The sequence below is a fragment of the Burkholderia sp. Bp8991 genome (assembly GCF_003853795.1).
Classification (GTDB): Bacteria; Pseudomonadota; Gammaproteobacteria; order Burkholderiales; family Burkholderiaceae; genus Burkholderia.
On record NZ_QTQJ01000013.1, the window covers coordinates 164,910 to 185,768 of the forward strand.

Annotated in this window: 25 protein-coding genes and 1 pseudogene; 12 read left to right on the forward strand and 14 right to left on the reverse strand. The window is 63.7% G+C overall.

Features of this window, described 5'->3' with window-relative positions; all coding sequences use genetic code 11:
* Window positions 1-49: 49 nt before the first annotated feature.
* The 9 genes from DIE02_RS17265 (at window position 50) to DIE02_RS17305 (ending at window position 8,684) form a co-directional block, all read left to right on the forward strand.
* Entirely contained in the window at window positions 50-1,558 is a 1,509-nt protein-coding gene (locus DIE02_RS17265) for an NAD(P)/FAD-dependent oxidoreductase (RefSeq protein WP_124529577.1), read from the forward strand.
* Entirely contained in the window at window positions 1,555-2,007 is a 453-nt protein-coding gene (locus DIE02_RS17270; protein ID WP_124529579.1) for a GtrA family protein, read from the forward strand. Before DIE02_RS17265 ends, DIE02_RS17270 begins: the two co-directional genes overlap by 4 nt.
* 361 nt (window positions 2,008-2,368) lie before the next feature.
* Window positions 2,369-2,878 (forward strand): hypothetical protein, encoded by a 510-nt coding sequence (locus tag DIE02_RS17275; RefSeq protein WP_044846925.1) that lies wholly within the window; start codon window positions 2,369-2,371, stop codon window positions 2,876-2,878.
* 383 nt (window positions 2,879-3,261) lie between these two features.
* Window positions 3,262-3,774, forward strand: a complete 513-nt coding sequence (locus DIE02_RS17280) for a hypothetical protein (protein WP_044846926.1) — start codon at window positions 3,262-3,264, stop codon at window positions 3,772-3,774.
* 316 nt (window positions 3,775-4,090) lie between these two features.
* A complete protein-coding gene (locus tag DIE02_RS17285; RefSeq protein WP_124487360.1) occupies window positions 4,091-5,245 on the forward strand; it encodes a c-type cytochrome in 1,155 nt (384 codons plus the stop codon).
* 13 nt (window positions 5,246-5,258) lie between these two features.
* Window positions 5,259-7,019, forward strand: a complete 1,761-nt coding sequence (gene ctaD / locus DIE02_RS17290) for a cytochrome c oxidase subunit I (protein WP_124487361.1) — start codon at window positions 5,259-5,261, stop codon at window positions 7,017-7,019.
* Window positions 7,016-7,630, forward strand: a complete 615-nt coding sequence (locus DIE02_RS17295; protein WP_124487362.1) for a cytochrome c oxidase subunit 3 — start codon at window positions 7,016-7,018, stop codon at window positions 7,628-7,630. The genes ctaD and DIE02_RS17295 overlap by 4 nt, the downstream gene beginning before the upstream one ends.
* A complete protein-coding gene (locus DIE02_RS17300; RefSeq protein ID WP_044846930.1) occupies window positions 7,627-8,334 on the forward strand; it encodes a heme-copper oxidase subunit III family protein in 708 nt (235 codons plus the stop codon). Before DIE02_RS17295 ends, DIE02_RS17300 begins: the two co-directional genes overlap by 4 nt.
* A gap of 8 nt (window positions 8,335-8,342) precedes the next feature.
* Window positions 8,343-8,684 (forward strand): cytochrome C oxidase subunit IV family protein, encoded by a 342-nt coding sequence (locus DIE02_RS17305; protein WP_044846931.1) that lies wholly within the window; start codon window positions 8,343-8,345, stop codon window positions 8,682-8,684.
* Between the two features lie 209 nt (window positions 8,685-8,893).
* Here DIE02_RS17305 and DIE02_RS17310 read toward each other — a convergent pair whose 3' ends face one another.
* Both DIE02_RS17310 and DIE02_RS17315 read right to left on the reverse strand, forming a co-directional pair.
* Entirely contained in the window at window positions 8,894-9,481 is a 588-nt protein-coding gene (locus DIE02_RS17310) for a hypothetical protein (protein ID WP_260426232.1), read from the reverse strand.
* A gap of 92 nt (window positions 9,482-9,573) precedes the next feature.
* A complete protein-coding gene (locus DIE02_RS17315) occupies window positions 9,574-9,783 on the reverse strand; it encodes a hypothetical protein (protein WP_124529581.1) in 210 nt (69 codons plus the stop codon).
* A gap of 1,033 nt (window positions 9,784-10,816) precedes the next feature.
* On the opposite strand from DIE02_RS17315, the gene DIE02_RS17320 reads away from it, so the two are divergent.
* Window positions 10,817-11,554 carry a hypothetical protein gene (locus DIE02_RS17320; protein ID WP_124487379.1) on the forward strand — a complete coding sequence of 246 codons (738 nt, stop codon included), beginning with the start codon at window positions 10,817-10,819 and terminating at the stop codon, window positions 11,552-11,554.
* Between the two features lie 57 nt (window positions 11,555-11,611).
* Here DIE02_RS17320 and DIE02_RS17325 read toward each other — a convergent pair whose 3' ends face one another.
* The 3 genes from DIE02_RS17325 to DIE02_RS17335 all read right to left on the reverse strand — a co-directional run bounded on the left by DIE02_RS17325 (window position 11,612) and on the right by DIE02_RS17335 (window position 14,873).
* A complete protein-coding gene (locus DIE02_RS17325) occupies window positions 11,612-13,057 on the reverse strand; it encodes a DEAD/DEAH box helicase (protein WP_185640950.1) in 1,446 nt (481 codons plus the stop codon).
* A gap of 91 nt (window positions 13,058-13,148) precedes the next feature.
* Window positions 13,149-14,213 carry an aldo/keto reductase gene (locus DIE02_RS17330; RefSeq protein WP_124519922.1) on the reverse strand — a complete coding sequence of 355 codons (1,065 nt, stop codon included), beginning with the start codon at window positions 14,211-14,213 and terminating at the stop codon, window positions 13,149-13,151.
* A gap of 69 nt (window positions 14,214-14,282) precedes the next feature.
* Entirely contained in the window at window positions 14,283-14,873 is a 591-nt protein-coding gene (locus DIE02_RS17335; protein ID WP_124529592.1) for a flavodoxin family protein, read from the reverse strand.
* Between the two features lie 118 nt (window positions 14,874-14,991).
* Here DIE02_RS17335 and DIE02_RS17340 point away from each other — a divergent pair, with 118 nt between their 5' ends.
* Window positions 14,992-15,897 carry a LysR family transcriptional regulator gene (locus DIE02_RS17340; RefSeq protein ID WP_124529583.1) on the forward strand — a complete coding sequence of 302 codons (906 nt, stop codon included), beginning with the start codon at window positions 14,992-14,994 and terminating at the stop codon, window positions 15,895-15,897.
* A 143-nt stretch (window positions 15,898-16,040) separates the two neighbouring features.
* Here the strand turns inward: DIE02_RS17340 and DIE02_RS17345 are convergent, their stop codons facing one another.
* Together DIE02_RS17345 and DIE02_RS17350 are read right to left on the reverse strand one after the other, a co-directional pair.
* The gene (locus tag DIE02_RS17345; RefSeq protein ID WP_124487367.1) at window positions 16,041-16,376 is read right to left on the reverse strand and encodes a hypothetical protein; all 336 of its coding nucleotides are present in this window, start codon (window positions 16,374-16,376) and stop codon (window positions 16,041-16,043) included.
* Window positions 16,377-16,925: 549 nt separating this feature from the next.
* Window positions 16,926-17,237: a hypothetical protein gene (locus DIE02_RS17350; protein WP_260426231.1), complete on the reverse strand. Its 312-nt coding sequence runs from the start codon at window positions 17,235-17,237 to the stop codon at window positions 16,926-16,928.
* 177 nt (window positions 17,238-17,414) lie between these two features.
* Between DIE02_RS17350 and DIE02_RS17355 the strand changes: the two genes are divergently transcribed.
* Window positions 17,415-17,630 carry a hypothetical protein gene (locus DIE02_RS17355; protein ID WP_044846937.1) on the forward strand — a complete coding sequence of 72 codons (216 nt, stop codon included), beginning with the start codon at window positions 17,415-17,417 and terminating at the stop codon, window positions 17,628-17,630.
* Window positions 17,631-17,684: 54 nt separating this feature from the next.
* Here the strand turns inward: DIE02_RS17355 and DIE02_RS17360 are convergent, their stop codons facing one another.
* From DIE02_RS17360 to DIE02_RS17390, 7 genes and pseudogenes are all read right to left on the reverse strand, one after another.
* Window positions 17,685-18,002, reverse strand: a complete 318-nt coding sequence (locus tag DIE02_RS17360) for a hypothetical protein (RefSeq protein WP_124487368.1) — start codon at window positions 18,000-18,002, stop codon at window positions 17,685-17,687.
* 91 nt (window positions 18,003-18,093) lie between these two features.
* Window positions 18,094-18,462: a hypothetical protein gene (locus DIE02_RS36045; protein ID WP_260427914.1), complete on the reverse strand. Its 369-nt coding sequence runs from the start codon at window positions 18,460-18,462 to the stop codon at window positions 18,094-18,096.
* A gap of 61 nt (window positions 18,463-18,523) precedes the next feature.
* Entirely contained in the window at window positions 18,524-18,736 is a 213-nt protein-coding gene (rpsU, locus tag DIE02_RS17370; RefSeq protein WP_124487370.1) for a 30S ribosomal protein S21, read from the reverse strand.
* 31 nt (window positions 18,737-18,767) lie between these two features.
* On the reverse strand, window positions 18,768-18,977 hold the full coding sequence (locus DIE02_RS17375) for a hypothetical protein (protein ID WP_044846941.1): 210 nt from the start codon (window positions 18,975-18,977) through the stop codon (window positions 18,768-18,770).
* Window positions 18,978-19,023: 46 nt separating this feature from the next.
* Window positions 19,024-19,308: a hypothetical protein gene (locus DIE02_RS17380; protein ID WP_124519976.1), complete on the reverse strand. Its 285-nt coding sequence runs from the start codon at window positions 19,306-19,308 to the stop codon at window positions 19,024-19,026.
* A gap of 530 nt (window positions 19,309-19,838) precedes the next feature.
* The gene (locus DIE02_RS17385; RefSeq protein WP_124519926.1) at window positions 19,839-20,711 is read right to left on the reverse strand and encodes a CoA ester lyase; all 873 of its coding nucleotides are present in this window, start codon (window positions 20,709-20,711) and stop codon (window positions 19,839-19,841) included.
* A pseudogene (locus DIE02_RS17390) lies at window positions 20,701-20,859 on the reverse strand (electron transfer flavoprotein subunit alpha/FixB family protein); the annotation flags it as partial. The pseudogene DIE02_RS17390 and the gene DIE02_RS17385, both read right to left, overlap by 11 nt.

Consider the following 20,859-nt stretch of genomic DNA (forward strand, 5'->3'; position numbering starts at 1 on the left):
CGGCCGATACGACAGCAATGACCAGCGACTTGAGACTCGGGGTGACAACATGGACCAATCCGTTGACGTACTCATCATCGGCGCGGGGCCGGGTGGGCTTACCGCCGCCTATCTGCTGACCAAGCAGACCGATTTGTCGGTCGCGCTCGTCGAGAAAGACCCTCACTACGTCGGCGGCATCAGTCGCACCGAACGGTTCGACGGCCATTGCTTCGACATCGGCGGACATCGCTTCTTCTCCAAGTCCGCGGACGTTGTCGCGCTGTGGCACGAACTGCTCCCGGACGACTTCATCGAGCGGCCGCGCAGCTCGCGCATCTTCTACCGGAACAAGTTCTACCGCTATCCGCTCGACGGAATCGAGGCGTTGCTGAATCTCGGCATCGTGGAAAGTAGTCGTTGCGTGCTCTCGTACCTCGCAGCCCGCGTCAAGCCTTGCCCGAATCCGAAGTCCTTTCATCAGTGGGTCGCCAATCAATTCGGAGAACGACTTTTCTCGATCTTCTTCAAGACTTACACCGAAAAGGTCTGGGGCATGTCCTGCGATGAGATTTCGGCCGACTGGGCCGCGCAGCGCATCAAGGGCCTGAGCCTGTCTACCGCCATCGTCAGCGCAGTGAAGCGCTCGCTCGGCATCCGCTCGCGCAAGACCGACGTCAAGACCCTGATCGAATCGTTCCATTACCCTCGCCGCGGCCCCGGCATGTTGTGGGAAGCCGCCGCCCGAAAATTCCAGGCTCAGGGCGGACGGCTGACGATGGGGCAAGCGGCCAGCGCAATGCAATACGACAGCCGCGCACAGCGCTGGCTCGTCGAAACCGTCGGCCGCGACGGACAGACACATCGCATCAGCGCGCGTGACGTGGTGTGTACCGCGCCGCTGCGCGAAACGCTCAACGCGATTTCGCCCCGTCCGTCATCTGCGGCTGCCGCGTCGAGGCTTCAGTATCGAGACTTCATCACGGTCGCGCTGATACTGGATCGGCCCGCCACATTCACGGACAACTGGATCTACATCCATGACCCGTCCGTCAAGGTCGGGCGCATCCAGAATTTCGCCTCGTGGTCGCCCGAGATGGTGCCCGACGCGGCGACGGGCGGCTGTCTCGGACTCGAATACTTTTGTTTCGACGGCGATTCGATGTGGGAAAGCAGCGATGCCGACCTCACCGAACTCGCGATCAGCGAACTCGAGAAAATCGGTCTTGCGACGCACGACCAGGTTCGCGGATCACGCGTCGTTCGCCAGCCGAAAGCGTATCCCGTGTACGACGACGATTATCGCGACATCGTCGATGAAGTCCGCGCGGATCTGGCCGAGCACTATCCGAACCTGCATCTCGTCGGTCGTAACGGGATGCACAAGTACAACAATCAGGATCACGCGATGATGACTGCAATGTTGACCGTCGAGAACATCATCGTCGGGCACACGCTTCGCGACGTCTGGGCCGTCAACGAGGACGCGGAATATCACGAAAGTGGCAGCGAACCGCAAGCCGGCGCATCGGGGTTGCGCGCGGTTCCGACCCGCACTGTTCAGTGGGGGCGGACATGATGTTTGCCGGCTATCTGATCGTGAGCGCCCTGTCGCTCGTCGTCGACTGGTCGCTCTTCCTCGCCCTGACCTCGGCCATGCAGATCGATGCCGGGATATCGGCGTGGGTGGCCTACCTCATCGGAGGCGTCGTGAATTACGTACTTTCGCGCCGCTTCGTGTTCCGCTCGGTCACGATCGGCCGTCGTCAGATCGGCGAAGCGCTGATGTTCGCGGCGAGCTGCGGATTCGGCTCGCTGCTGACCGGAGGCATCGTGCATCTGGCCGCAGCGCCACTCGGCAATGTTGCCGCGAAAGGGGTCGCGGTGATGGTCAGCTTCATCACGCTGTATCTGATTCGCAGGGTCGCGGTATTTCGGGCGCCTCGAGCAGCTGTGCCGGCTGCTGATCTGACGACCGAACGCCGGGAGGCTCGCGAGGACACGTGTGCCGAGGCGACGGTTCATTGAGGGCGAGCAGAAGCGGCTGAAGCCGGATCCGGTACGGAGTGGTTATCTGGATTCATGGGCCGAACGGGGCCGACAGGTTCCGCCGCCACGTCGGCCTTTCGAAAGAAAAGACGTGACGAACAAACCTGAAGAAGCACTTCAAAAGGTCATTACACTGGGGATTGCCACTGTAAATTCTGGCCGGCTTGATCCATTGCAGCGTCCGCCGTCCGGCAGTAAGAGGCAAGCTCGACGCTGCTCGTGACGCCTGCTCTGCACATGGGGCGACATGGGTTCAGGAAAGCACCTACGCATGCACGTAGCGCGTCGCCGATGCTGACATAAAATAAAAGGACTCTCGTCAGCAAAAAAGGGGGCCGACATGAGGCGCCTCTATTTCCTCGTACCCGACACGCAGATGGCGAAGGCGATCGTGGATGACTTGCTGCGCGCTCGCATCATCTGGCGCCATATCCATGTCCTCGCGGATCACAGCGTCACGCTCGAAGAGTTACCCGAAGCGTCCTTGCTGCAAAGCAGCGATGTCGTGCACGCGCTCGAGCGCGGCGTCGCGCTCGGCGGCGCAACGGGCGCGCTCATCGGCCTCGTCGCGCTCGTCTACCCGCCTGCCGAGCTCGTGATCGCGGGCGGCGCCGTCGTCGCATTGACGGTGGCGGGTGCGGGCTTCGGGGCGTGGACGGCCGGGATGATCGGCATCGCCGAACCGAACGCGCGACTCGAGCGATTTCGGGAGGCGATCAAGGAAGGCCAGATTCTGATCATGGCCGACGTGCCGGCATTGCGAGAGCAGGAAATCGAGCAGATGATCGCCCAGCATTTTCCGAAGGCGGATCTGGAGGGCGGCGAGCCTACGTCACCGGTTTTTCCCTGACACGCGGAACCCGGCATGCACGGCGCCTGGGGCCGCCCCGCATCGGCGGGTCGGCAGCAGGCAAGGGTGAAACCGGCATCCGTCCACACAGACGATTTGTCGGAGTACTTAATTTACCCCGGCACGCCGGCACGAGGACGATTCCGTGACGGCCCGCTGCCCTTTTGGCGTTGCATCCGGTGAGATGCGCGTGACCGCGCAACGTCACGGACTCCGCTCCCGTGTCGCGCCGCCGACGCCCGCCGCAAGCCGATCCTGAACGGAACACCGTACTGCCATGCGACGCGCAGGGTTTTTGCACCTTGCGTTGCCCCCCATATCTGCCATTCTGAATCGAATAGCCGACGTATTTTCGACGCGCGAACCGTCAGCAAGGAGGTCGTATGGAACTGCACATTCAATCGCACCATTGGCAACGGCGCATGCCGGACTGGCTCGCCGCGGCCGTGGCCGGGCTTGCCGGGGGCGCCCTGGTGATCGTGCTCGAATTCTTCTGGTCGACCATGGTGCTCGATGAAAGTCCGTGGCAGCCGACCCACAAGATCGCGGCGATGGTGATGGGCCGTGGCGCGCTCGAACAGATGTCGGTGTTCAGCTTCAGCATCGTGGGAATGGCACTGCTGTTGCACTACGTGCTCGGCGCCATCATGGGGATGATCCTCGCCGCGATCATGGCGCCGTTCCGCTTCGATTCGAGCGTCGGCATGGAAGCCGTCATCGGGCTGGCTTTCGGGATCGTCGCGTACGTATGGAACTTCTACGTGATGACCGCCGTGTTCCCGTGGTTCATCTCGGAGCGGGGATCCGGACCGTTGCTGGCCAACCTGCTGTTCGGCGTGGTCACCGCCGTCGTCTACGGCATGCTCGAACGGCGCAAGCAGAATGCGATGCACTGACATGCCGTTGCTTCGCGCCGCGCGGGACGGCTGCCTCGACAACTCACGCCGGAGGCGGCCGTTTTGCATGTTGTCGCGGCAGGTGACGCCGTCCGTGGTGCGACGCGGGTATGGGGTGCTTCCCTCCTTCCTCTTGCGCTGCCTTGCGCGATGCAAGGCAGCAGACTACCTTTTTCTTTAGAGCCGCCGACGCCGCCTGGCGAATCGGTCCTGGTGGATTGCCGGCAAACAATCGTACGAAATTCGGCAAGGCGGCACGACGATGCCCGGAGCGCCGGTTGGCGGCTCCGGCGAGTGACGCGCGGCGAGGCGGCCCATGGTGCTTGCGATTGCCCTGATCGTGATCATCGCGTTGGCGGTGGGGTTTCACTTTGCCAGTCCCTGGTGGATCACGCCGATCGCGTCGAACTGGGTGCGCATGGACGACATGCTGACGATCACGCTCGTCATCACCGGCGCGTTCTTCATCGCCATCAACCTGTTCATCGCGATCGCGCTGATGCGCTACCGCCACCGCGGCGGGCATCGCGCGGCCTACGAGCCGCACAACAGGCGGCTGGAATGGTGGCTGATCGGCCTGACCGCCGTCGGTGTCGCGGCGTTGCTGGCCCCCGGTCTGTTCGTCTATGCGGACTACATCCGGCCGCCGCGCAACGTGCTGCAGATGGAGGTGCTCGGCCGCCAATGGCAATGGCGCTTCCGCTTCGCCGGCCCCGGCGGCAAGCTGGGCACGACGGACGTGCGCTATATCGGCAGCGACAATCCCTTCGGCCTGAACCCCGCCGACCCCAACGGCCGCGACAACTACCTGATCGAGACGCCCGAGGTCCATCTGCCGCTGAACCGGCCGATCCAGGTCCTGACACGGTCGCTCGACGTGCTGCACGACTTCTATGTCCCGCCGTTTCGTGCGCGCATGAACATGGTGCCCGGCATGGTGACGACCTTCTGGTTCACGCCGACCAAGGCAGGCCGTTACGACATCCTGTGCGCGCAGCTTTGCGGTGTCGGGCACGCGGGCATGCGCGGCGTGGTGGTGGTGGAAGACGATGCAGCGTTCTCGCGCTGGCTCGCGCAGCAGACCACCTTCGCGCAGCGGCAGCAGGCCAAGGTTCAGGCCGCGGCGGCAACGCCAGGCGGCAGCGCGCAGGCGCTTGCCGACCAGGGCAAGGCGCTCGCCGCGGCCAAGGGCTGTTTCGCCTGCCATACCGTGGACGGCAGCCCGCGCGTGGGTCCGACCTGGAAGGGCCTGTACGGCAAGACCGAAACGATGGCCGACGGCAGCACCGCGAAAGTTGACGACGCCTATCTGCGCGCCTTCATCCGCGATCCGGCGGCCCGCGTCGTGAAGGGCTATTCGCCCATCATGCCGCATTTCGACCTGAGCGATCAGGAGCTGACCGCGCTGGTGACCTACATCGAATCGCAAGGCGGCCCGGCTGCCGGCAGCACGGCCAACCGCCAGCCCTAGCGGAGCAGACGCAATGCCCTACGCGCACCTCGACCACGCCCCGAAAAGCTTCTGGACGCGCTACGTCTGGAGCCAGGACCACAAGGTCATCGCCGTGCAGTATGCGCTGACGGCCATCGCCATCGGCCTGGTCGGCCTCGTCCTGTCGGACCTGATGCGGTTGCAGCTCGGCTTTCCCGGCAAGTTCAGCTTCATCGACGCCAACCACTACTACCAGTTCGTCACCATGCACGGGATGATCATGGTGATCTACCTGCTGACCGCGCTGTTCCTCGGCGGCTTCGGCAACTACCTGATCCCGCTGATGGTGGGCGCGCGCGACATGGTGTTCCCGTTTCTCAACATGCTGAGCTACTGGGTCTACCTGCTGGCCGTGCTGGTGCTGGTGGCGAGCTTCTTCGTGCCGGGCGGGCCGACCGGCGCGGGCTGGACGCTGTATCCGCCCCAGGCCATCCTGCCCGGCACGCCGGGCGTCGAATGGGGCATCGTGCTGATGCTCGTGTCGCTGGCGATCTTCATCGTCGCGGCAACCATGGGCGGCCTGAACTACGTCACCACCACGCTGCAGGCGCGCACGCGCGGCATGACGCTGATGCGCATGCCGCTCACGGTGTGGGGCATCTTCATCGCGACCATCATGGCGCTGCTGGCGTTTCCGGCGCTGTTCGTGTCGGCCGTGATGATGCTGCTCGACCGGACGCTCGGCACCAGTTTCTTCATACCGGCCGTGGTGTCGATGGGGCAGTCGCTCAAGCATGCCGGCGGCAGCCCGCTGCTGTTCCAGCACCTGTTCTGGTTCTTCGGGCATCCGGAGGTCTACATCGTCGCACTGCCGGCCTTCGGCATCGCGTCGGACCTCATCAGCACCCACGCGCGCAAGAGCATCTTCGGCTACCGGATGATGGTGTGGGCCATCGTCGTCATCGGCGCACTGAGCTTCGTGGTCTGGGCGCACCACATGTTCGTCGCCGGCATGGATCCGTACTTCGGTTTCTTCTTTGCCACCACCACGCTCATCATCGCCATCCCGACCGCCCTCAAGGTCTACAACTGGGTGCTGACGCTGTGGCGCGGCGATATCCACCTGACCGTGCCGATGCTGTTTGCCATCGGCTTCATCAGCACCTTCGTGCTGGGCGGGCTGACCGGGCTCTACCTCGGCAACGTGAGCGTGGACATTCCGCTGTCGAACACGTACTTCGTGGTCGCGCACTTCCATATGGTGATGGCCGTGTCGCCGATCCTGGTGGTGTTCGGCGGCCTCTACCACTGGTATCCGAAGGTGACGGGCCGCATGCTCGACGACAGGCTCGGGCGCGCGCACTTCTGGATCACCTTCCTCGGCACGTACGCGATCTACTTCCCGATGCACTATCTCGGCATCCTCGGCATGCCGCGGCGGTATTACGCGTACGAGGGCTACAGCTTCATTCCGCATTCGGCGCAGACGCTCAACACGTTCATCACCGTCGCCGCGCTGATCGTGGGGGTCGGACAGTTGCTGTTCCTGTACAACCTGGCGTGGAGCCTCGTACGCGGCAAGCGTGCCGACGGCAATCCGTGGCGGGCCACCACGCTGGAATGGCAGACGCCGCAAACGCCGCCGGTGCACGGCAACTGGGGCGCCGCGCTGCCGGTCGTCTACCGTTGGGCGTACGAATACAGCCCGCCAGGACAAGCGGAAGACTTCGTCCCGCAAAACCAGCCGCCTGCAACAGCGCCGGAGCCGGAACCGGCCCGCCCGACGGTTCAACCCGGCGAGGCACGCAAATGACCACGCTGCCGCGCCCCTTCGTTCCCGATACGCCGCCGCCCGTCTTGCCGAATGCGAGCCGCGTCGGCCTGATCGTGTTCATGGCCGTGGCGACGGCCTTGTTTTCATTGCTGCTGCTCGCCTACGGCATGCGCATGCGCGAGCCCGACTGGCAGCCGATCCCGCATCCGGCGCTGCTGTGGTGGAACACCGGCGCGCTCGCGCTGGCCAGCGTCGCCATGCAGCGTGCCCGGCAGCTGACCGGGCATCGCGTGGCGTGGCTGGTGGGCGGCGGCCTGCTGGCCGCCGTGTTCGTGATCGGGCAACTGATCGCCTGGCGCATGCTGTCGGCGGCCGGGCAAACCGTCGTCGCCAATCCTTCCAACAGCTTCCTCTACCTGCTCACCGGCCTGCACGGACTGCACGTGCTGGGCGGGCTGGCGGCCTGGGCCGTGACGATCGCGCAGCGCCGGCGTGCGGATCCGTTCCGCGCCCAGCGCGCCATTTCGCTGTGCGCGCTCTACTGGCATTTCCTGCTGGCGGTCTGGCTCGTGTTGCTGGCGGCAATGTGGTGGCTCACCCCCGCGGTTGTCGCCGCCATCTGCGGACCGCTGTATGGAGCCGCGCCATGACCTCGCCCCCGCTCCCGCCCGAATCCGCCACCACCCCGCCCGCCGACGCCGGGCCCGACGGCTGGCGCGGCATCGTCACGGACTGGTCGGCCGACCGCGAAGCCTTCAAGGTGCCGTGGGGCAAGGCGATGATGTGGATCTTCCTGCTGTCGGACACCTTCGTGTTCAGCAGCTTCCTGATCGGCTACATGTCGGTGCGCATGTCGACCACCGCGCCGTGGCCCGACCCGTCCAAGGTGTTCGGGCTCACCGTGGCCGGCGTCGAGGTGCCCTTGCTGCTGATCGCGATCATGACGTTCACGCTGATCACCAGCAGCGGCACCATGGCGATGGCCGTGAATTTCGGCTATCGGCGCAATGCCCGGCGCGCCGCCGCGTTGTTGCTGGCGACCGCGCTGCTCGGCGTGACCTTCGTGTCGATGCAGGCCTTCGAATGGACCAAGCTGATCGTCCATGAAGGCATCCGCCCGTGGGGCAACCCGCTGGGCGCCACGCAGTTCGGCGCATGCTTCTTCATGATCACCGGGTTCCACGGCTTTCACGTGACCTGCGGCGTGATCTACCTGCTGCTGATCGCACGCAAGATCCTGCAGCCGGGGTTCACCGAGCACGGCAACTTCCAGATCGTCGAGATCGCCGGCCTGTACTGGCACTTCGTCGACCTGGTGTGGGTGTTCATCTTCGCGCTGTTCTATTTGTGGTGAGGCAGGCCATGGACCACACCGATCCCGCCGATCGACCCGACGCCGCGCACGGCCAGCAGCACCCGATCGGCATCTACCTGAAAATCTGGGGCCTGCTGTTCGTCCTGAGCACGTTGTCGTACCTGGTCGACTACTTCAAGGTGCAAGGCGTGGTGCGCTGGGTGCTGATCGTCGTGCTCATGATCGCCAAGGCCGGGCTGATCGTGTCGATCTTCATGCACATGATGTGGGAGCGTCTGGCGCTGGTGTACGCGATCCTGATACCGCCGCTGTGCCTGCTGGTGCTCATGGTGCTGATGGCGGCCGAAGCGCATCACACGTTCGGCATGCGGGCGCTCTTCTTTCATTGATCGCGTCGCCGGTTCGTTCTTCCGGCGGCGAACGCTTCGGATCACGTACGATCCGGCTCTGCGCGAGGAGGGGGATGGGGACAACGCGCGCCTGGCGCGTGCCCGCGTGCAGCCGAACGTTTGGAATTGGACGCTGGCCAGCACGCAGACATGTGTGACGAGAGGATACGCACTGCCGCGAGCAGCGCGCATCCCCCGGAGGGCGGCGATCAGTAGGCCGCCACCTTTTCGGTATTGCGTCGTTCCACGGACGTCCTGGATTTCGCCACTGCCGTGATGAACAACATGGTGGCGATGCCACCGGCGATCAGTGCCGGGTAAGCGGCCAGGATCTGGACCAGGGAATACTTCCAGCTCAACGGGCGCCCGACGCCAAGCATTGCCGCATAGAACCACGAGACGGCGGAAATCACGCCCGCGAAAATGGCAACCATGCGCCGTTCGAACGAAAGCTTCAGCAAGGATCCCGCTTTCCGCAATGCCGGCAGGACCGCGGAGTGCAGCGCGATACCGTTGAAGGTCAGCAACGCGACGATGCCGATCTTGGCCTGCAGCTTGGGATTGCCGAGATACCGGAGACCCTGGGTCCGCATGTCGAACGCAATGATCGCGATGCCGGTGATCCAGAGAATCGTCAGCGCCAACGTGACGGTGCGCTGCAGGCTGGCCAGATGAACCTGGGCAGGATCGGTAGGCGCGTCTGTATCCAGCAGTTGCCTGACCATCGCAATGTCGCTGGTCAGCACGAGACCAATCGCGACACAGCAGGCAATGAGATGAACATAGACGATTCCCATTCGTACGAATTCCATTTTCTGTCCTTTATCGGCGCGGTGCGCAAAGTTAAGTTGTACCGTCGTGAATCTGGGCGAATTCCGTCGATACATATTTAGGATTGCGACGCAAACATCAAAATTCGATCATGGATTCCGCTATCAAGCTGGCTCCAGTTCGGCATGACATGAACAACGTGGTGAGCCCATTCCGGTGCGTCCGGTCGCAACGGGCTGAATGCAGTCGAACCGACACCCATCGCGAGTTCGACCACTTGATCAAGCCCGCACGGCGTGCAGACTTGTAGTGTCGGATGGCTGGCCATCCGGGTATCCGGCATGCGTGACTTGCAGATTGAAAGGTCGCCCGACTGCCGGATGCTGCTGGGCGACGGGCAAAATTTAAAACAGCGAGCCCTGACGAATCAACCCGAGTTGTTACGAAATGCAAAGGACGTAACGAGCGCTGAATGCGCCGAGAGAAGGGTCGGACCGGGCGCAATTTCTGCTGATACGGAGTATGCGGAATTGTTCTGACCTGGATTCCGGAACTGATTGACGGGTCACGTCTTTTTACATTTGAGCGGTAAATAGTAAAGGGGTCGCAGTTCGCAGTGCATATTGCGAAACTTTCATATGTTGAATAGGGAAATTCTCGGTCATTCGGGATATCGTTGAGCATTGATTTTCTCAGACGAAACGCCAACGGCATCGGGCGTTGATGCACCGATCAGTGCCTGAAAATCCGCGCGGTTTTCCGAGAGATCTCTCGTCTCTTCCTTCGCATTACGCCGTCTGGCGGGGCTGAGCGTCAAACCGGCAGTGACGGCGGAGACACCGACCGGGTCGACATGACCAAAATCGGATGGCCCGAATTTTTTAGGGTATGGTTCCGCAATAAATCGAAGCAGATCGCGCGATCGGCCGAAAGAATATTTTTGACGACTGGCAGGAAGTAAAAATCGCGGACGTCAAAAATCAAAAATACCCTGATTAACCGAAATCAAAACCATGCCTTGCGAATACCTTTCGATCAAGGCCGAGAAATCCCGCCGGATCGAGATTCGTCGATGGCGGCTGAGGAAGTCGAGCCTCATTCGCAAAGCGCCGCTCATGCGTCGGTTTGAGCGTTCACCAAACGCCGCTGCAACGTGCTCGTGCGCGTCGAGCGCGGTCGCCCCTCGGATTGCCTTCTCCCGGCAGTCCCGTCGAATCCGGGAATAACCGTCGTGTGCTCACGGTATTGCAGGAAACACGAACCGGGTGACCCCTATGGACATCATCGACACGGCCCATGCAACGGATACCAAACAGGAATCGCCCGCGGTGCGCACACCGCACCGTGAATCGAAAGTCCGGATGCAATCCGTGCTGCGCGGTCTCCAGCTCGGATCGGGCGTGGTGCTGCTGACCTATCTCTTTCTGCACCTGATCAATCATGCACTCGGAATCTGGTCACTCGAACTCGCCGGACGCGGTCTCATGCTGGCCTTGCGGCTCTGGCGCAGCGCACCGGGGACGTTCGTGCTGTACGGTGCGGCTTCGCTTCATTTTGCGTTGGCGTTGCACACGATATACGGGCGCCGCCACTGGGCACTGCCGCCCGCCGAATGGCTCCGCCTCTGGGCAGGCCTCAGCCTGCCGCTGCTGCTGATCCGCCACGCGGTGACAACCCGGCTCGCGTCCTCGCTCTACGGCTTCGAGCCGGACTACGAGCGTGTCGTCACCGTGCTGCTCACCAGCGGCACGCAGGGCCTGCAACTGGCCCTGCTCGCACCCGGCTGGATACACGGATGTCTCGGACTGTGGTTCCGGTTGCGCCATCATCCGCGGGCGTGCCGCGCCAAACCCGCGCTGCTGGCATTCGTCGCCCTGCTGCCGTTGCTCTCCGCAGGCGGCTTTGTTCATATGATGCGCGTCGTCGAGGCGAAGGGCTCGCTGTATCTGCCCCCCGATCCGAAACTGGTTTCACACCAGCTCGCCCTTGACGCGTGGCGTCACTATCTCGTCACCCTCTACGTGTGCCTGATCATCGGCGCGTTGATCGCGGGCCTGTTGCGCAACCGCCTTGAACGTCGACGGTTGCAGAACGCGTGACGACGATCGGGAAGCTCCGGCCGAGCGGCGGCGGCCGGCACGCCTCATCCCCGTCGATCAGGGTTGACGTTTGCCGCGACCACCGGCGGGTTTCCCGGCCGGCTTGCGTGAACCCGCAGCCGCCTTGCCGGCGGGTTTGCCGCGCGGCTTTTGCACGCTGAACGGACTGCCGCTCAACACGCTCGCGCTCTTGCCCGCGGCGCCGGCACGCTGCCCCGCGGCCTTGCGCTTGCCGTCCCCACCTTGCGGCTTCGGCTTCTTGCCGGTCGCCGGCATGGCCCCCGCCCCACCTTGCGGCACCTTGGGCTTCTTCGGCTTTTTGGGCTTCTTGATGATCTGCCCCGTCGCGCTGGTTTCCGGCACGCGGTGTTCGGCTTCGAAACCCGGCTCCTCTTCACGGCGCAGCGTCTGCCGGATCAGCGCTTCGATCGCGGCCAGCTGCGGTGCTTCATCGGCACACACCAGCGACACCGCCACGCCGCTGGCGCCCGCGCGGCCGGTACGGCCGATACGGTGCACATAGTCTTGCGCGACGATCGGCAGATCCACGTTGATCACCAGCGGCAGGTCGTCGATATCCAGCCCGCGCGCCGCCACATCGGTCGCGACCAGCATCTGCACTTCGCGCGTCTTGAAGCGCTCCAGCGCACGCAGGCGCGCGGGCTGCGGCTTGTCGCCGTGGATGGTGTCGACCGCATAGCCCGCTTCATCCAGCATCGCCGCCAGGTAGTCCACGCCATTGCGGGTCTTGACGAACACCAGCGCGTGGTCCCAGTTGTTCTCGGCCACCAGGTGCATAAAGAGGTCGGGCTTGTTGCGCTTGTCCACCGGCACCACCCACTGCTTGATCTTGCTGGCCGTGACGTTGGGCGGGCTGACGCTGATATCGACCGGGCTGTGCAGAATGGTCGCCGCCATCGCGCGAATATCGTCGGTAAACGTGGCGGAGAACAGCAGCGTCTGGCGCCGGGCGGGCAACGCAGCAAAGACGGCGTTGAGTTCGCGCGCAAAACCCAGATCGAGCATCCGGTCGGCTTCGTCCAGCACCAGCGCCTGCACCTGGTCGAACTGCACCGCGTTCTGCCGGTTGAGGTCCAGCAGACGGCCCGGCGTGGCAACGAGCACATCCACGCCCTTGCGCAGCTTCATCATCTGCGGGTTGATGCTCACACCGCCGTAGGCGGCCAGGAACCGCAGGTCGAGACCCTTGCCGTATGCGACGAAGCTCTGCAGCACCTGTTCGGCCAGCTCACGCGTGGGCACCAGCACCAGGACACGCGCACGGTTGCTGGACACCGCCGGCCCGTGTTGCACCAGCCGCTGCAACAGCGGCAGCGCGAAACCCGCCGTCTTGCCGGTGCCGGTCTGCGCCGCGGCCATGACGTCCTTGCCGCCGAGCACCGCGGGAATCGCCTTGGCCTGCACCGGCGTCGGTGTCTGGTAATTGAGGTCCTGCAGATTACGCAGCAAGGGATCGATCAGGCCAAGCGAGGCAAAAGACATGGACGTGTTCCGGGCTAAAACCGCAATTCTAGCCGTTACCGCCGCGGCGACCGCATCGCGCGGGCCGAACGCCGCGCCGCGCGATGCGGCGTCACCGGTCCTGTTTCGACGCGCCGCGCGTGAACGGCTGCGGCCGCCTGCCCGCCGCCTGGCGATCGATCATCCAGCCGGGATAACCGGCAGGCACCGCACTGACCGCATCAAGATGCGCGAGTTCGTCCGCGGTCAGCGCGACCTCGGCCGCGCCGAGATTGTCTTCGAGCTGTTCGACCCGTTTGGCGCCGATGATGACGCTCGTGACATGCGGCTTGGCGAGCAACCACGCGAGCGCGATCCGCGCGACCGACACACCGCGCGCGTCGGCGATGGCGCGCATCGCGGCAACGCACGGCCAGGCCCGCTCGAGATCGACCGGCGGAAAATCGAAATGGCTGCGCCGCGACCCTGCTTCGGCCGGCGCCCCGGGGCCGAACTTCCCCGAAAGCAGTCCCCCGGCGAGCGGCGACCAGACGAGCAGGCTCATCTGCTCGTCGATCGCGAGCGGTACCAGTTCGTGCTCGACGTCCCGTCCGGCGATCGAATAGTAGGCCTGCAGCGTCTCGAAGCGCGTCGCATGGAGCGCCTGGCTGAGCCCGAGCGCCTTGCCGATCTTTCCGGCGCGCCAGTTCGAGACGCCGACATGGCGAACCAGCCCCTGCCGCGTCAGATCGTCGAGCGCCCGCAGCGTCTCTTCGATCGGCGTGACGGGGTCGTTCGCGTGTATCTGGTAGAGGTCGATGTGGTCGACCTGGAGCCGTTCCAGGCTTCGCTGCACGGAATCCATGATGTGGCCGCGCGACGCCCCCTGATCGTTGGGCTTCGGGCCCATCACGCCCGCCGTCTTCGTCGCCAGCACGATCTCGCCGCGCGGCACGCCGAGGTCCCGGAGCGCCTGTCCGACGAGGCGTTCCGACTGACCGAACGAGTAGATGTCGGCGGTATCGATGAAGTTGATGCCCTCGGCCAGTGCGCGGGAAATCAGCCGGGTCGCGTCGTCCTGGCCGACCGCGCCGATCGACGCCCACATGCCGGCATCGGCATTGCCGCCCAGCGTCATCGTGCCGAGACACAGCTCGGAGACATACAGGCCCGTGCGGCCTAGTTGCTTGTATTTCATGGCCGTTTCCTCATGGTCGGCTGGAAAGCGTGCGGTGGCGTCCGGTCAGGCGCCCCGCACGCCGGGATGTCAGCTGATTCGCGCGTGCCCTGCCCGAAACTGTCCGGCGATCGTTGCGACGCGTGCGCCATAGCGGCGTGCCGTCTCGAGATCCCCTGGCGACATCTCGTCGGGCGACGCGTCGGCCGGCGTCTGCGCCATCGGCGCGAGATAGGAGCCCATGCGATTCAGGTCGTCGCGCATCGACGCCTTCAGGTTCGCCGGCTTGATGTCCATGCTCACCCAGACACCGCCGTGCTGCCCGGCGAGTAGCACGAAGTATTCGAGCGTATTGAGCTTGTCGCCGTTGACGCTCGCGCTATTGGTGAAGCCGCCGAAGATCTTGTTGCGCCACCGGCCGTCGAACCAGGCCGTCGACGATGCGTCGGCGAACTTCTTGAACTGCCAGCTGGGGCCGCCCATGTAGGTCGGCGAGCCGAACAGGATGGCGTCGGCGCCCGCGAGCGTGTCCCACGCGTCCGGTGCGATGTTTCCGTCGGCGTCGATTGCGACGAGGACGGCGCCCGCGCCCTCGGCGACAGCCGTTGCCATACGCCGGGTATGCCCATAGCCGGAGTGGTAGACGACGGCCGTCTTAACCGGTGCGATGTGTTGTGTCATGGTTGCGCCCTTTCGTTCAGGTGGTCGTCGGGAGACGACATCGGAAAGCACTCTACTGAGTCGCAATTGAGTTATAAATGACGGCCGATTGAACGTTCTGTTACTCGCCGAGTGAACAATGCAAAACCTCGATGCGCTGTTGATCTTTGCCCGTGTCGCCGAAATGACGAGCTTCACGCGGGCGGCCGAAAGCCTGGGCATCCAGAAGGGACGTGTCTCGATGGTGATCCGTCGACTCGAGCGCGACGTGGGCGTTGCACTGTTGCATCGGACGACGCGGAGCGTGCAGCTGACCGAGGACGGACGCGCGTTCTATTCGCGCGCACGGGACCTGCTGGCCGAAGTCCAGGAATTGCAGTCGATGTTCTCCGGCAACGGCACGCGACTGCGGGGAAGATTGCGCGTCGACATGCCGACCGAACTGGCCCGCAGTGTCGTGGTTCCCGCACTCCCGCAACTGATGGCCGCGCATCCGGAGCTGGAACTGGAGCTGTCGAGCACTGATCGGCGTGTCGATCTCGTCCAGGAAGGCTTCGATTGCGTGATCCGTCTGGGCCCGATCGTGGACGAGACGCTGATCGCGCGACCGCTGGGCCGGCTGCGCATGATCAATGCGGCGAGCCCCGGCTACCTGGCGCGATACGGCGTACCGCATACGCTCGACGATCTGCTCGGCCAGGGACACCGGATGGTCCACTACACGCTGACACTCGGCGCGCGTCATCCGGGATGGGAGTACCCGGACGGCACCGGCTATGCGTCGCTGCCGTTGCCGAGCGCGATGCAGGTCAACAGCGTGCAGACCTATCACGCTGCCGGGCTGGCCGGCATCGGCTTGATCCAGGCCGGGTATTCAGGGGTCGCGGCTCACATCGAAAGCGGCGCGCTGGTGGAGGTGCTGCCCGATCTGCGCCCGGAGCCGCTGGCCGCGTGGCTCGTCGTGGCCCATCGGCGCAATCTGTCGCCGCGCGTTCGGGCGTTCATGGACTGGATCGAGCGGGTGCTGGAGCCTTATTTCGCCTGAGAGCGGCGCGGCGGATCGGCTCGGGGGGGCATGGCCCGCGGCCGGGAAACCGATGAGGCTGCTCATGCGATTTGGCCGGGCCGCCGACATGGTTTGACTGCAAGCTGCGCCGTAACCGGCGACCTCGCGTCGTGACGCCGCAGCTAATCCTTCGGCGCGGGCGGCAGAGGAATCCAGTGCGTGTACGCCGACTGCAGCAGCGCGACGTCGTCGAATCGAGCAACGACCGCAAATCCTCGTGAATCCCACGCCAACACATTAGACGCCGAGTCCGCATCCTGACGCGTCGGGCAGTGCTGATCCGCCGGAATCCAGTTCTGGCCCTGACGTGCCCCCTGCCATCCATCCCAGGCGGCCGCCGCACGTGTTCCCCTGACGTAGCCGCCCTGGTCCCGAACGCGATAGGCCAGGTCGGCGCGATATTCCACCGGCGTGTCGCGGAACCACCATTGTTCAAAAAGCTCTCTCTCGGTGCTCACCGACTTCTCCAGTGACGCAGCTTCAGCTTGAATCCGCGGCCGCGAATTCGGCTACGCCCAGCACCGTGCAATTCGCGTTCCTGCGGCCTCGCAGGCTGACTTCGTCGCCCATCAGGCCGAATCGTACTGCCCTCGGCACAGCGCGAACCCAGCCCGCCATCCCGCCAGCATATCGCGATGTGCTGCAACGATGCTGTACGGCACGCGGCATCGTCGTCATGGATAGCGCCATGAGTCGAAGTCGCTTGCTGGCTACCATGCGCCGAACTTCGCTTGAATGTCAAAGCATCGACACGTTGCCGATTTGGCACGAAGCGCAGCGAAATCACGCTCCGGTCAAGTCGATCCCGCGGGGATGGCAGTCGCAAAAGTCAAAGGTACTCACGGAGTACGAATTGCCCATGAATCGACCGGAAACGTGGTGTTTATAGGCGAATTTGCCCGACTGTCGACGAGCATACTTGAGACCGCGACGACCATCCCGCACACGGCACCGAACTTCAGCTTTCCCGTGCGTCGGACCGCACGAGACTCGCCCGCACCTTGACGTCAGAGGGTCATCAACAATCGCAACTGGTGTTCGGTTTCCGTTCCCTTGACCAGCGCATAACATCGCGTCTCCCGTCGCTCGATCGCAGAAAGGCCTTCAGCATCGGAGAAGGTGTTCCATGCGACACCGTCGATACTTGCCCATTCTCCGCGGGTTCGCGCAAAGGCCCGCAACAGCGGACTGGCTTCACGGCGCAGAACGACACGGTCCGCATTCAGCACACAGGTCGACCAGCCACCGCGGAGGATCAGGTAACAGGGTACCGAACGGTGATCAATTCTCGTGAGCACAGTTGTTTCTTCCATTTTCATCGCGACGAGGTCCAACGGTTCGCATTGCAGACGAAGTTATCGACCCGATCGAAGCGTGCGCGGCCACGGCCGGATGGTGAAGCCGGCCGGATCGCGACACGTCCTGACGGCGGACGCTTCTGCTCGTGCGGCCCCGCACGGCAGCCCCGCTCGCGACAACCAGACAGGGAGGAGCCCATGCTCTTCAATACGACACGCTTCCGGATCGATCCGACGCCCCGCAGGGCCGATGGCGAGTACATCGCACATGCGAGAATCACCACGACGCTGCTGGACGGAGGTGAGAGAGAGGTGCATTCCAGCGGCGATCTGGCCGGCTTCGATGCGCGCGACGATGCGATTGCGTACGCGACGCAATGGGCGCAGGGATGGCTGGCCGCTCAATTTGGCTGAAGGCAAGAAGGCGGTGGCGCAGCTGTGGCTCGAGCGTCGGGCATCGTGGCTGCGTTACCGCCTGGGATGCTTCATTTCCTCGGCTTCCATCGCGGCGAGCCGCTCTTCACTCGCAGATACGGATTCCATGGCTTCGTCGATCGAAGTCAATGCATATTCGCAGGCCAGTTTCACTTCTTCAACGATAGTCTCTGGCTGCTCGTCGTCGCCAGGCGGCGGGGAAAGCATGTCTGCGAGCATCATGGCCAACTCGGGGGTGTCCCATGGTTCGCCCTTTTGCGCCTTCTTCTTTATATAGTGCCGGATTTCCGCGTCTTGCTCGGGCGAGAGTGGAAGGTGTCGAAACGTGTTGCCTGGGTTAGCGTCAATCATGTGTTGCTCCGAAATTCGAATGCGACTCCCGTGGGCTGCTCCCTGCCATGCGCGTGCACCCGGAACAAGACGAGAACGAAGGAGCAGCTTCCTATTTTCGGCAGCGCGAATCCTGAATGCGTTCGAGGCGGACCAAAAGCTCGTCCACCTGCAGTGCGAGGACCTTGCTTCGCTCGGATCGTGTGCGGAGCTTGTCGAGCTTGACTCTCCAGTACGCGGGATCGTTCACGGACGATCGGTTGATGAAGGCGTGTTGCGCTTGCTCGAGCAGCCCGACCGATCGTCTGATATGGGCCAACTCGCGTTCCGCGTCGCAGTACCAACTCATGTTTGCCGCCTTCCGATCATGATTTTCATCCTGGTTGCTGCATGGCGCGACGCGCGTACCGATCATTTCTTCCTGCCGCTGCGCGGCGGCCGACCGGCATGCTGCCTGCGTCGTCCGGCCGCGGTACCGCATGCCGGGGATCGGTACGGCGACGTAAGCCCCCCTCGGCCGGCACGCTGTTCCCGCCGTTCTTCTAGTACATCTTGCGGGGCGGCAACATGCGCTTCGCCCGCAAGCGCTGCCGGGCAACTGCACTGGCTTTTTTCCGCTTGCGCTCCGTCGTGGGCTTTTCGTAGCTGGTGCGACTGCGCAACTCGCGAATCAGCCCGGTCTTCTCGATACCGCGCCGGAAGCGCCGCAGCGCGACATCGATGGGTTCGTTGATCTTCAGTGTGATGGTTGTCATGTAATGCCTGTTGGAAAACGTTCGAATAAAACTAGCCGAGTCGTGTCATGACGGTGCTCGCTATCGCGTCGGATTCGAACTCCGAATACCCGGCTCCGATCGAAAATGCGCGCACCGCCGCGAACATCTGCAGCTCTTGTTGATGGCACCGCGCAGAATGGGTCATTCCAGCGGGCAGGACAGCATCGCTCCGAGTGAGCTTGCACCGCTGGACCAGATCGAGAAGCTCGTCGACGATCATTTCGCCCTCCAAATTGATGGCAAGTCACGCTGCCATGCGAGTCGTGTCAGAGGGCGTCCGAAAAGAAGGCCAGCTTTTCGCGATCGTCGTCAATGACGCGCTCGGCATAGCGCAGCGACGCACGCCGTGCGTCACCGGCCGTGTCGAACGGGCCGTCGCCGACGAGCCTGAAAGTCTGGCTCTGCGTCAGCGTGTCGGTGGTGCCGCGAAGACAAATCTTGACCGCTGCATCGAAGCCGGCCTCGTAGTTGTGCGGCAAGCCATCCAGCGCAGGCACGTGCGGGTAAATCAGTGGATAGATCTCGAATCCACGGTAGATATGCATGCTCATCATGAACTCCTGACGATCGCTTCTCGGCGACTCGCAAGGACGAGCGTAGGCAGCCAGCATCGCCTGATGCATGGCGCGACGGGTCGTGGTGAAAGGGACAAACGTTGCGCGCGAGGCAATGCGCGACGCAACACGGTGGCAGGTGGAGGGCGAGCGGTCGAACAGCAAACGGAGGCTCGAACGAAACCATCATACGCGCATCGTCGATCGGGTGTCCATCTTATTTCGACCGCAACGAGGCAGATGACGAAGTGCGTTGTCGCGCCGTGATCGCGGCTCACCCCATGCCGCCGTGCCCTCGTTCGTCGAAACGCTTTCGCCGTGGCGAGTCGACCAGATGAAGACCACGCCGATCACCGTCGTCGACGAGCATCTTCCCGGCGCCCAGACTTTTGCATCTCCACCATCTTCCTTCGGTCGACCGAATACAGAAGCAACGCCGCCTGATGCAAGCCGCCGAGGCATGCACGCACCCGTTCATTGATCCGACGATAGCGGACAGCCGTGGCCACCCCGACTCACGCCGCCGATCATTCGCCGGCGGCGTTCGATCCGGCGTTGACGGCTGCAGCCAGCGCGGCGATCCGCTCGGCGCGCAACAGCACCGGCCGATCGACCATCTTCCCGTCGACCGTCACCACGCCGCCATTCGAATCGCGCATCGCATCGAGCACCCGCCGGGCCCAGCGCGCTTCGTCGTCGCTCGGTCGAAAGCATCGGTGCACGAAGCCGATCTGCTTCGGATGGATGCACAGCTTCGCGCCGAATCCCAACTGCATGCCGTTGAATGCATCGCGCGCGATACGCTCGCCGTCATCGATATCCGGCGTCACGCCGTCGACCGGCGATTCGATCCCGGCCACCCGCGAGATCAGCACGAGTTGCGAGCGGAAGTGATTGAGCGAAACGCCATCGTCCGACATGCCCATGTCCGCGATGAAATCGAGCGTGCCGAACATCAACCGCTCGACGTACGGCGCTTTCGCGACATCGAGCGCGTTCCACATGCCGTGTGCGCTTTCGATCAACGGATAGACCGGCACACGCCGACGCGCGAGCGCAACGGCAGCGCACACGTCGTCGGCACGCTCGGCCTTCGGCAGCACGATACCGGCCACGCCCTTCAACGCGCCGAGCGCGGCATCGGCCTCGAACCATCGCGTGTTCCGCGCGTTGATCCGCACGAGCACCGGATGCTCGGGCGAAACCCACGCCGCTATCGCATCGCGCGCCGCCACTTTCGCCTCCGGCTCGACGGCATCCTCGAGGTCGATGATGATCGCATCGGCGCCGCTTGCGAGCGCCTTGTCGAAGCGCTCCGGCTTGCTCCCCGGCACGAACAGATACGACTGGGCCGGCGCCACGCGGCCACCGCCGGCGCGCATCGCGGCATCAGACGGCATCGACCACCTCCGGAACCCGTTCGAACAGATCGCCGACGAGGCCGTAGTCGGCCACGCTGAAGATCGGCGCTTCCGGATCCTTGTTGATCGCGACGATCACCTTCGAATCCTTCATGCCGGCCAGATGCTGGATCGCACCCGAGATGCC

Excerpts from the sequence above, each read along its gene's own strand:
- DIE02_RS17295 (WP_124487362.1), top strand. The coding sequence starts at position 7,016 with ATGACCACGCTGCCGCGCCCCTTCGTTCCCGATACGCCGCCGCCCGTC.
- DIE02_RS17355 (WP_044846937.1), top strand. The coding sequence starts at position 17,415 with ATGCTCTTCAATACGACACGCTTCCGGATCGATCCGACGCCCCGCAGG.
- DIE02_RS17270 (WP_124529579.1), top strand. The coding sequence starts at position 1,555 with ATGATGTTTGCCGGCTATCTGATCGTGAGCGCCCTGTCGCTCGTCGTC.
- rpsU (WP_124487370.1), bottom strand. The coding sequence starts at position 18,736 with ATGACAACCATCACACTGAAGATCAACGAACCCATCGATGTCGCGCTG.
- DIE02_RS17360 (WP_124487368.1), bottom strand. The coding sequence starts at position 18,002 with ATGATTGACGCTAACCCAGGCAACACGTTTCGACACCTTCCACTCTCG.
- DIE02_RS17380 (WP_124519976.1), bottom strand. The coding sequence starts at position 19,308 with ATGAGCATGCATATCTACCGTGGATTCGAGATCTATCCACTGATTTAC.
- DIE02_RS17350 (WP_260426231.1), bottom strand. The coding sequence starts at position 17,237 with ATGAAAATGGAAGAAACAACTGTGCTCACGAGAATTGATCACCGTTCG.
- DIE02_RS17305 (WP_044846931.1), top strand. The coding sequence starts at position 8,343 with ATGGACCACACCGATCCCGCCGATCGACCCGACGCCGCGCACGGCCAG.
- DIE02_RS17275 (WP_044846925.1), top strand. The coding sequence starts at position 2,369 with ATGAGGCGCCTCTATTTCCTCGTACCCGACACGCAGATGGCGAAGGCG.
- DIE02_RS17285 (WP_124487360.1), top strand. The coding sequence starts at position 4,091 with ATGGTGCTTGCGATTGCCCTGATCGTGATCATCGCGTTGGCGGTGGGG.
- DIE02_RS17315 (WP_124529581.1), bottom strand. The coding sequence starts at position 9,783 with ATGGCCAGCCATCCGACACTACAAGTCTGCACGCCGTGCGGGCTTGAT.
- DIE02_RS17385 (WP_124519926.1), bottom strand. The coding sequence starts at position 20,711 with ATGCCGTCTGATGCCGCGATGCGCGCCGGCGGTGGCCGCGTGGCGCCG.
- DIE02_RS36045 (WP_260427914.1), bottom strand. The coding sequence starts at position 18,462 with ATGCGGTACCGCGGCCGGACGACGCAGGCAGCATGCCGGTCGGCCGCC.
- ctaD (WP_124487361.1), top strand. The coding sequence starts at position 5,259 with ATGCCCTACGCGCACCTCGACCACGCCCCGAAAAGCTTCTGGACGCGC.
- DIE02_RS17310 (WP_260426232.1), bottom strand. The coding sequence starts at position 9,481 with ATGGGAATCGTCTATGTTCATCTCATTGCCTGCTGTGTCGCGATTGGT.
- DIE02_RS17300 (WP_044846930.1), top strand. The coding sequence starts at position 7,627 with ATGACCTCGCCCCCGCTCCCGCCCGAATCCGCCACCACCCCGCCCGCC.
- DIE02_RS17330 (WP_124519922.1), bottom strand. The coding sequence starts at position 14,213 with ATGAAATACAAGCAACTAGGCCGCACGGGCCTGTATGTCTCCGAGCTG.
- DIE02_RS17280 (WP_044846926.1), top strand. The coding sequence starts at position 3,262 with ATGGAACTGCACATTCAATCGCACCATTGGCAACGGCGCATGCCGGAC.
- DIE02_RS17375 (WP_044846941.1), bottom strand. The coding sequence starts at position 18,977 with ATGATCGTCGACGAGCTTCTCGATCTGGTCCAGCGGTGCAAGCTCACT.
- DIE02_RS17325 (WP_185640950.1), bottom strand. The coding sequence starts at position 13,057 with ATGTCTTTTGCCTCGCTTGGCCTGATCGATCCCTTGCTGCGTAATCTG.
- DIE02_RS17265 (WP_124529577.1), top strand. The coding sequence starts at position 50 with ATGGACCAATCCGTTGACGTACTCATCATCGGCGCGGGGCCGGGTGGG.
- DIE02_RS17340 (WP_124529583.1), top strand. The coding sequence starts at position 14,992 with ATGCAAAACCTCGATGCGCTGTTGATCTTTGCCCGTGTCGCCGAAATG.
- DIE02_RS17335 (WP_124529592.1), bottom strand. The coding sequence starts at position 14,873 with ATGACACAACACATCGCACCGGTTAAGACGGCCGTCGTCTACCACTCC.
- DIE02_RS17320 (WP_124487379.1), top strand. The coding sequence starts at position 10,817 with ATGCAATCCGTGCTGCGCGGTCTCCAGCTCGGATCGGGCGTGGTGCTG.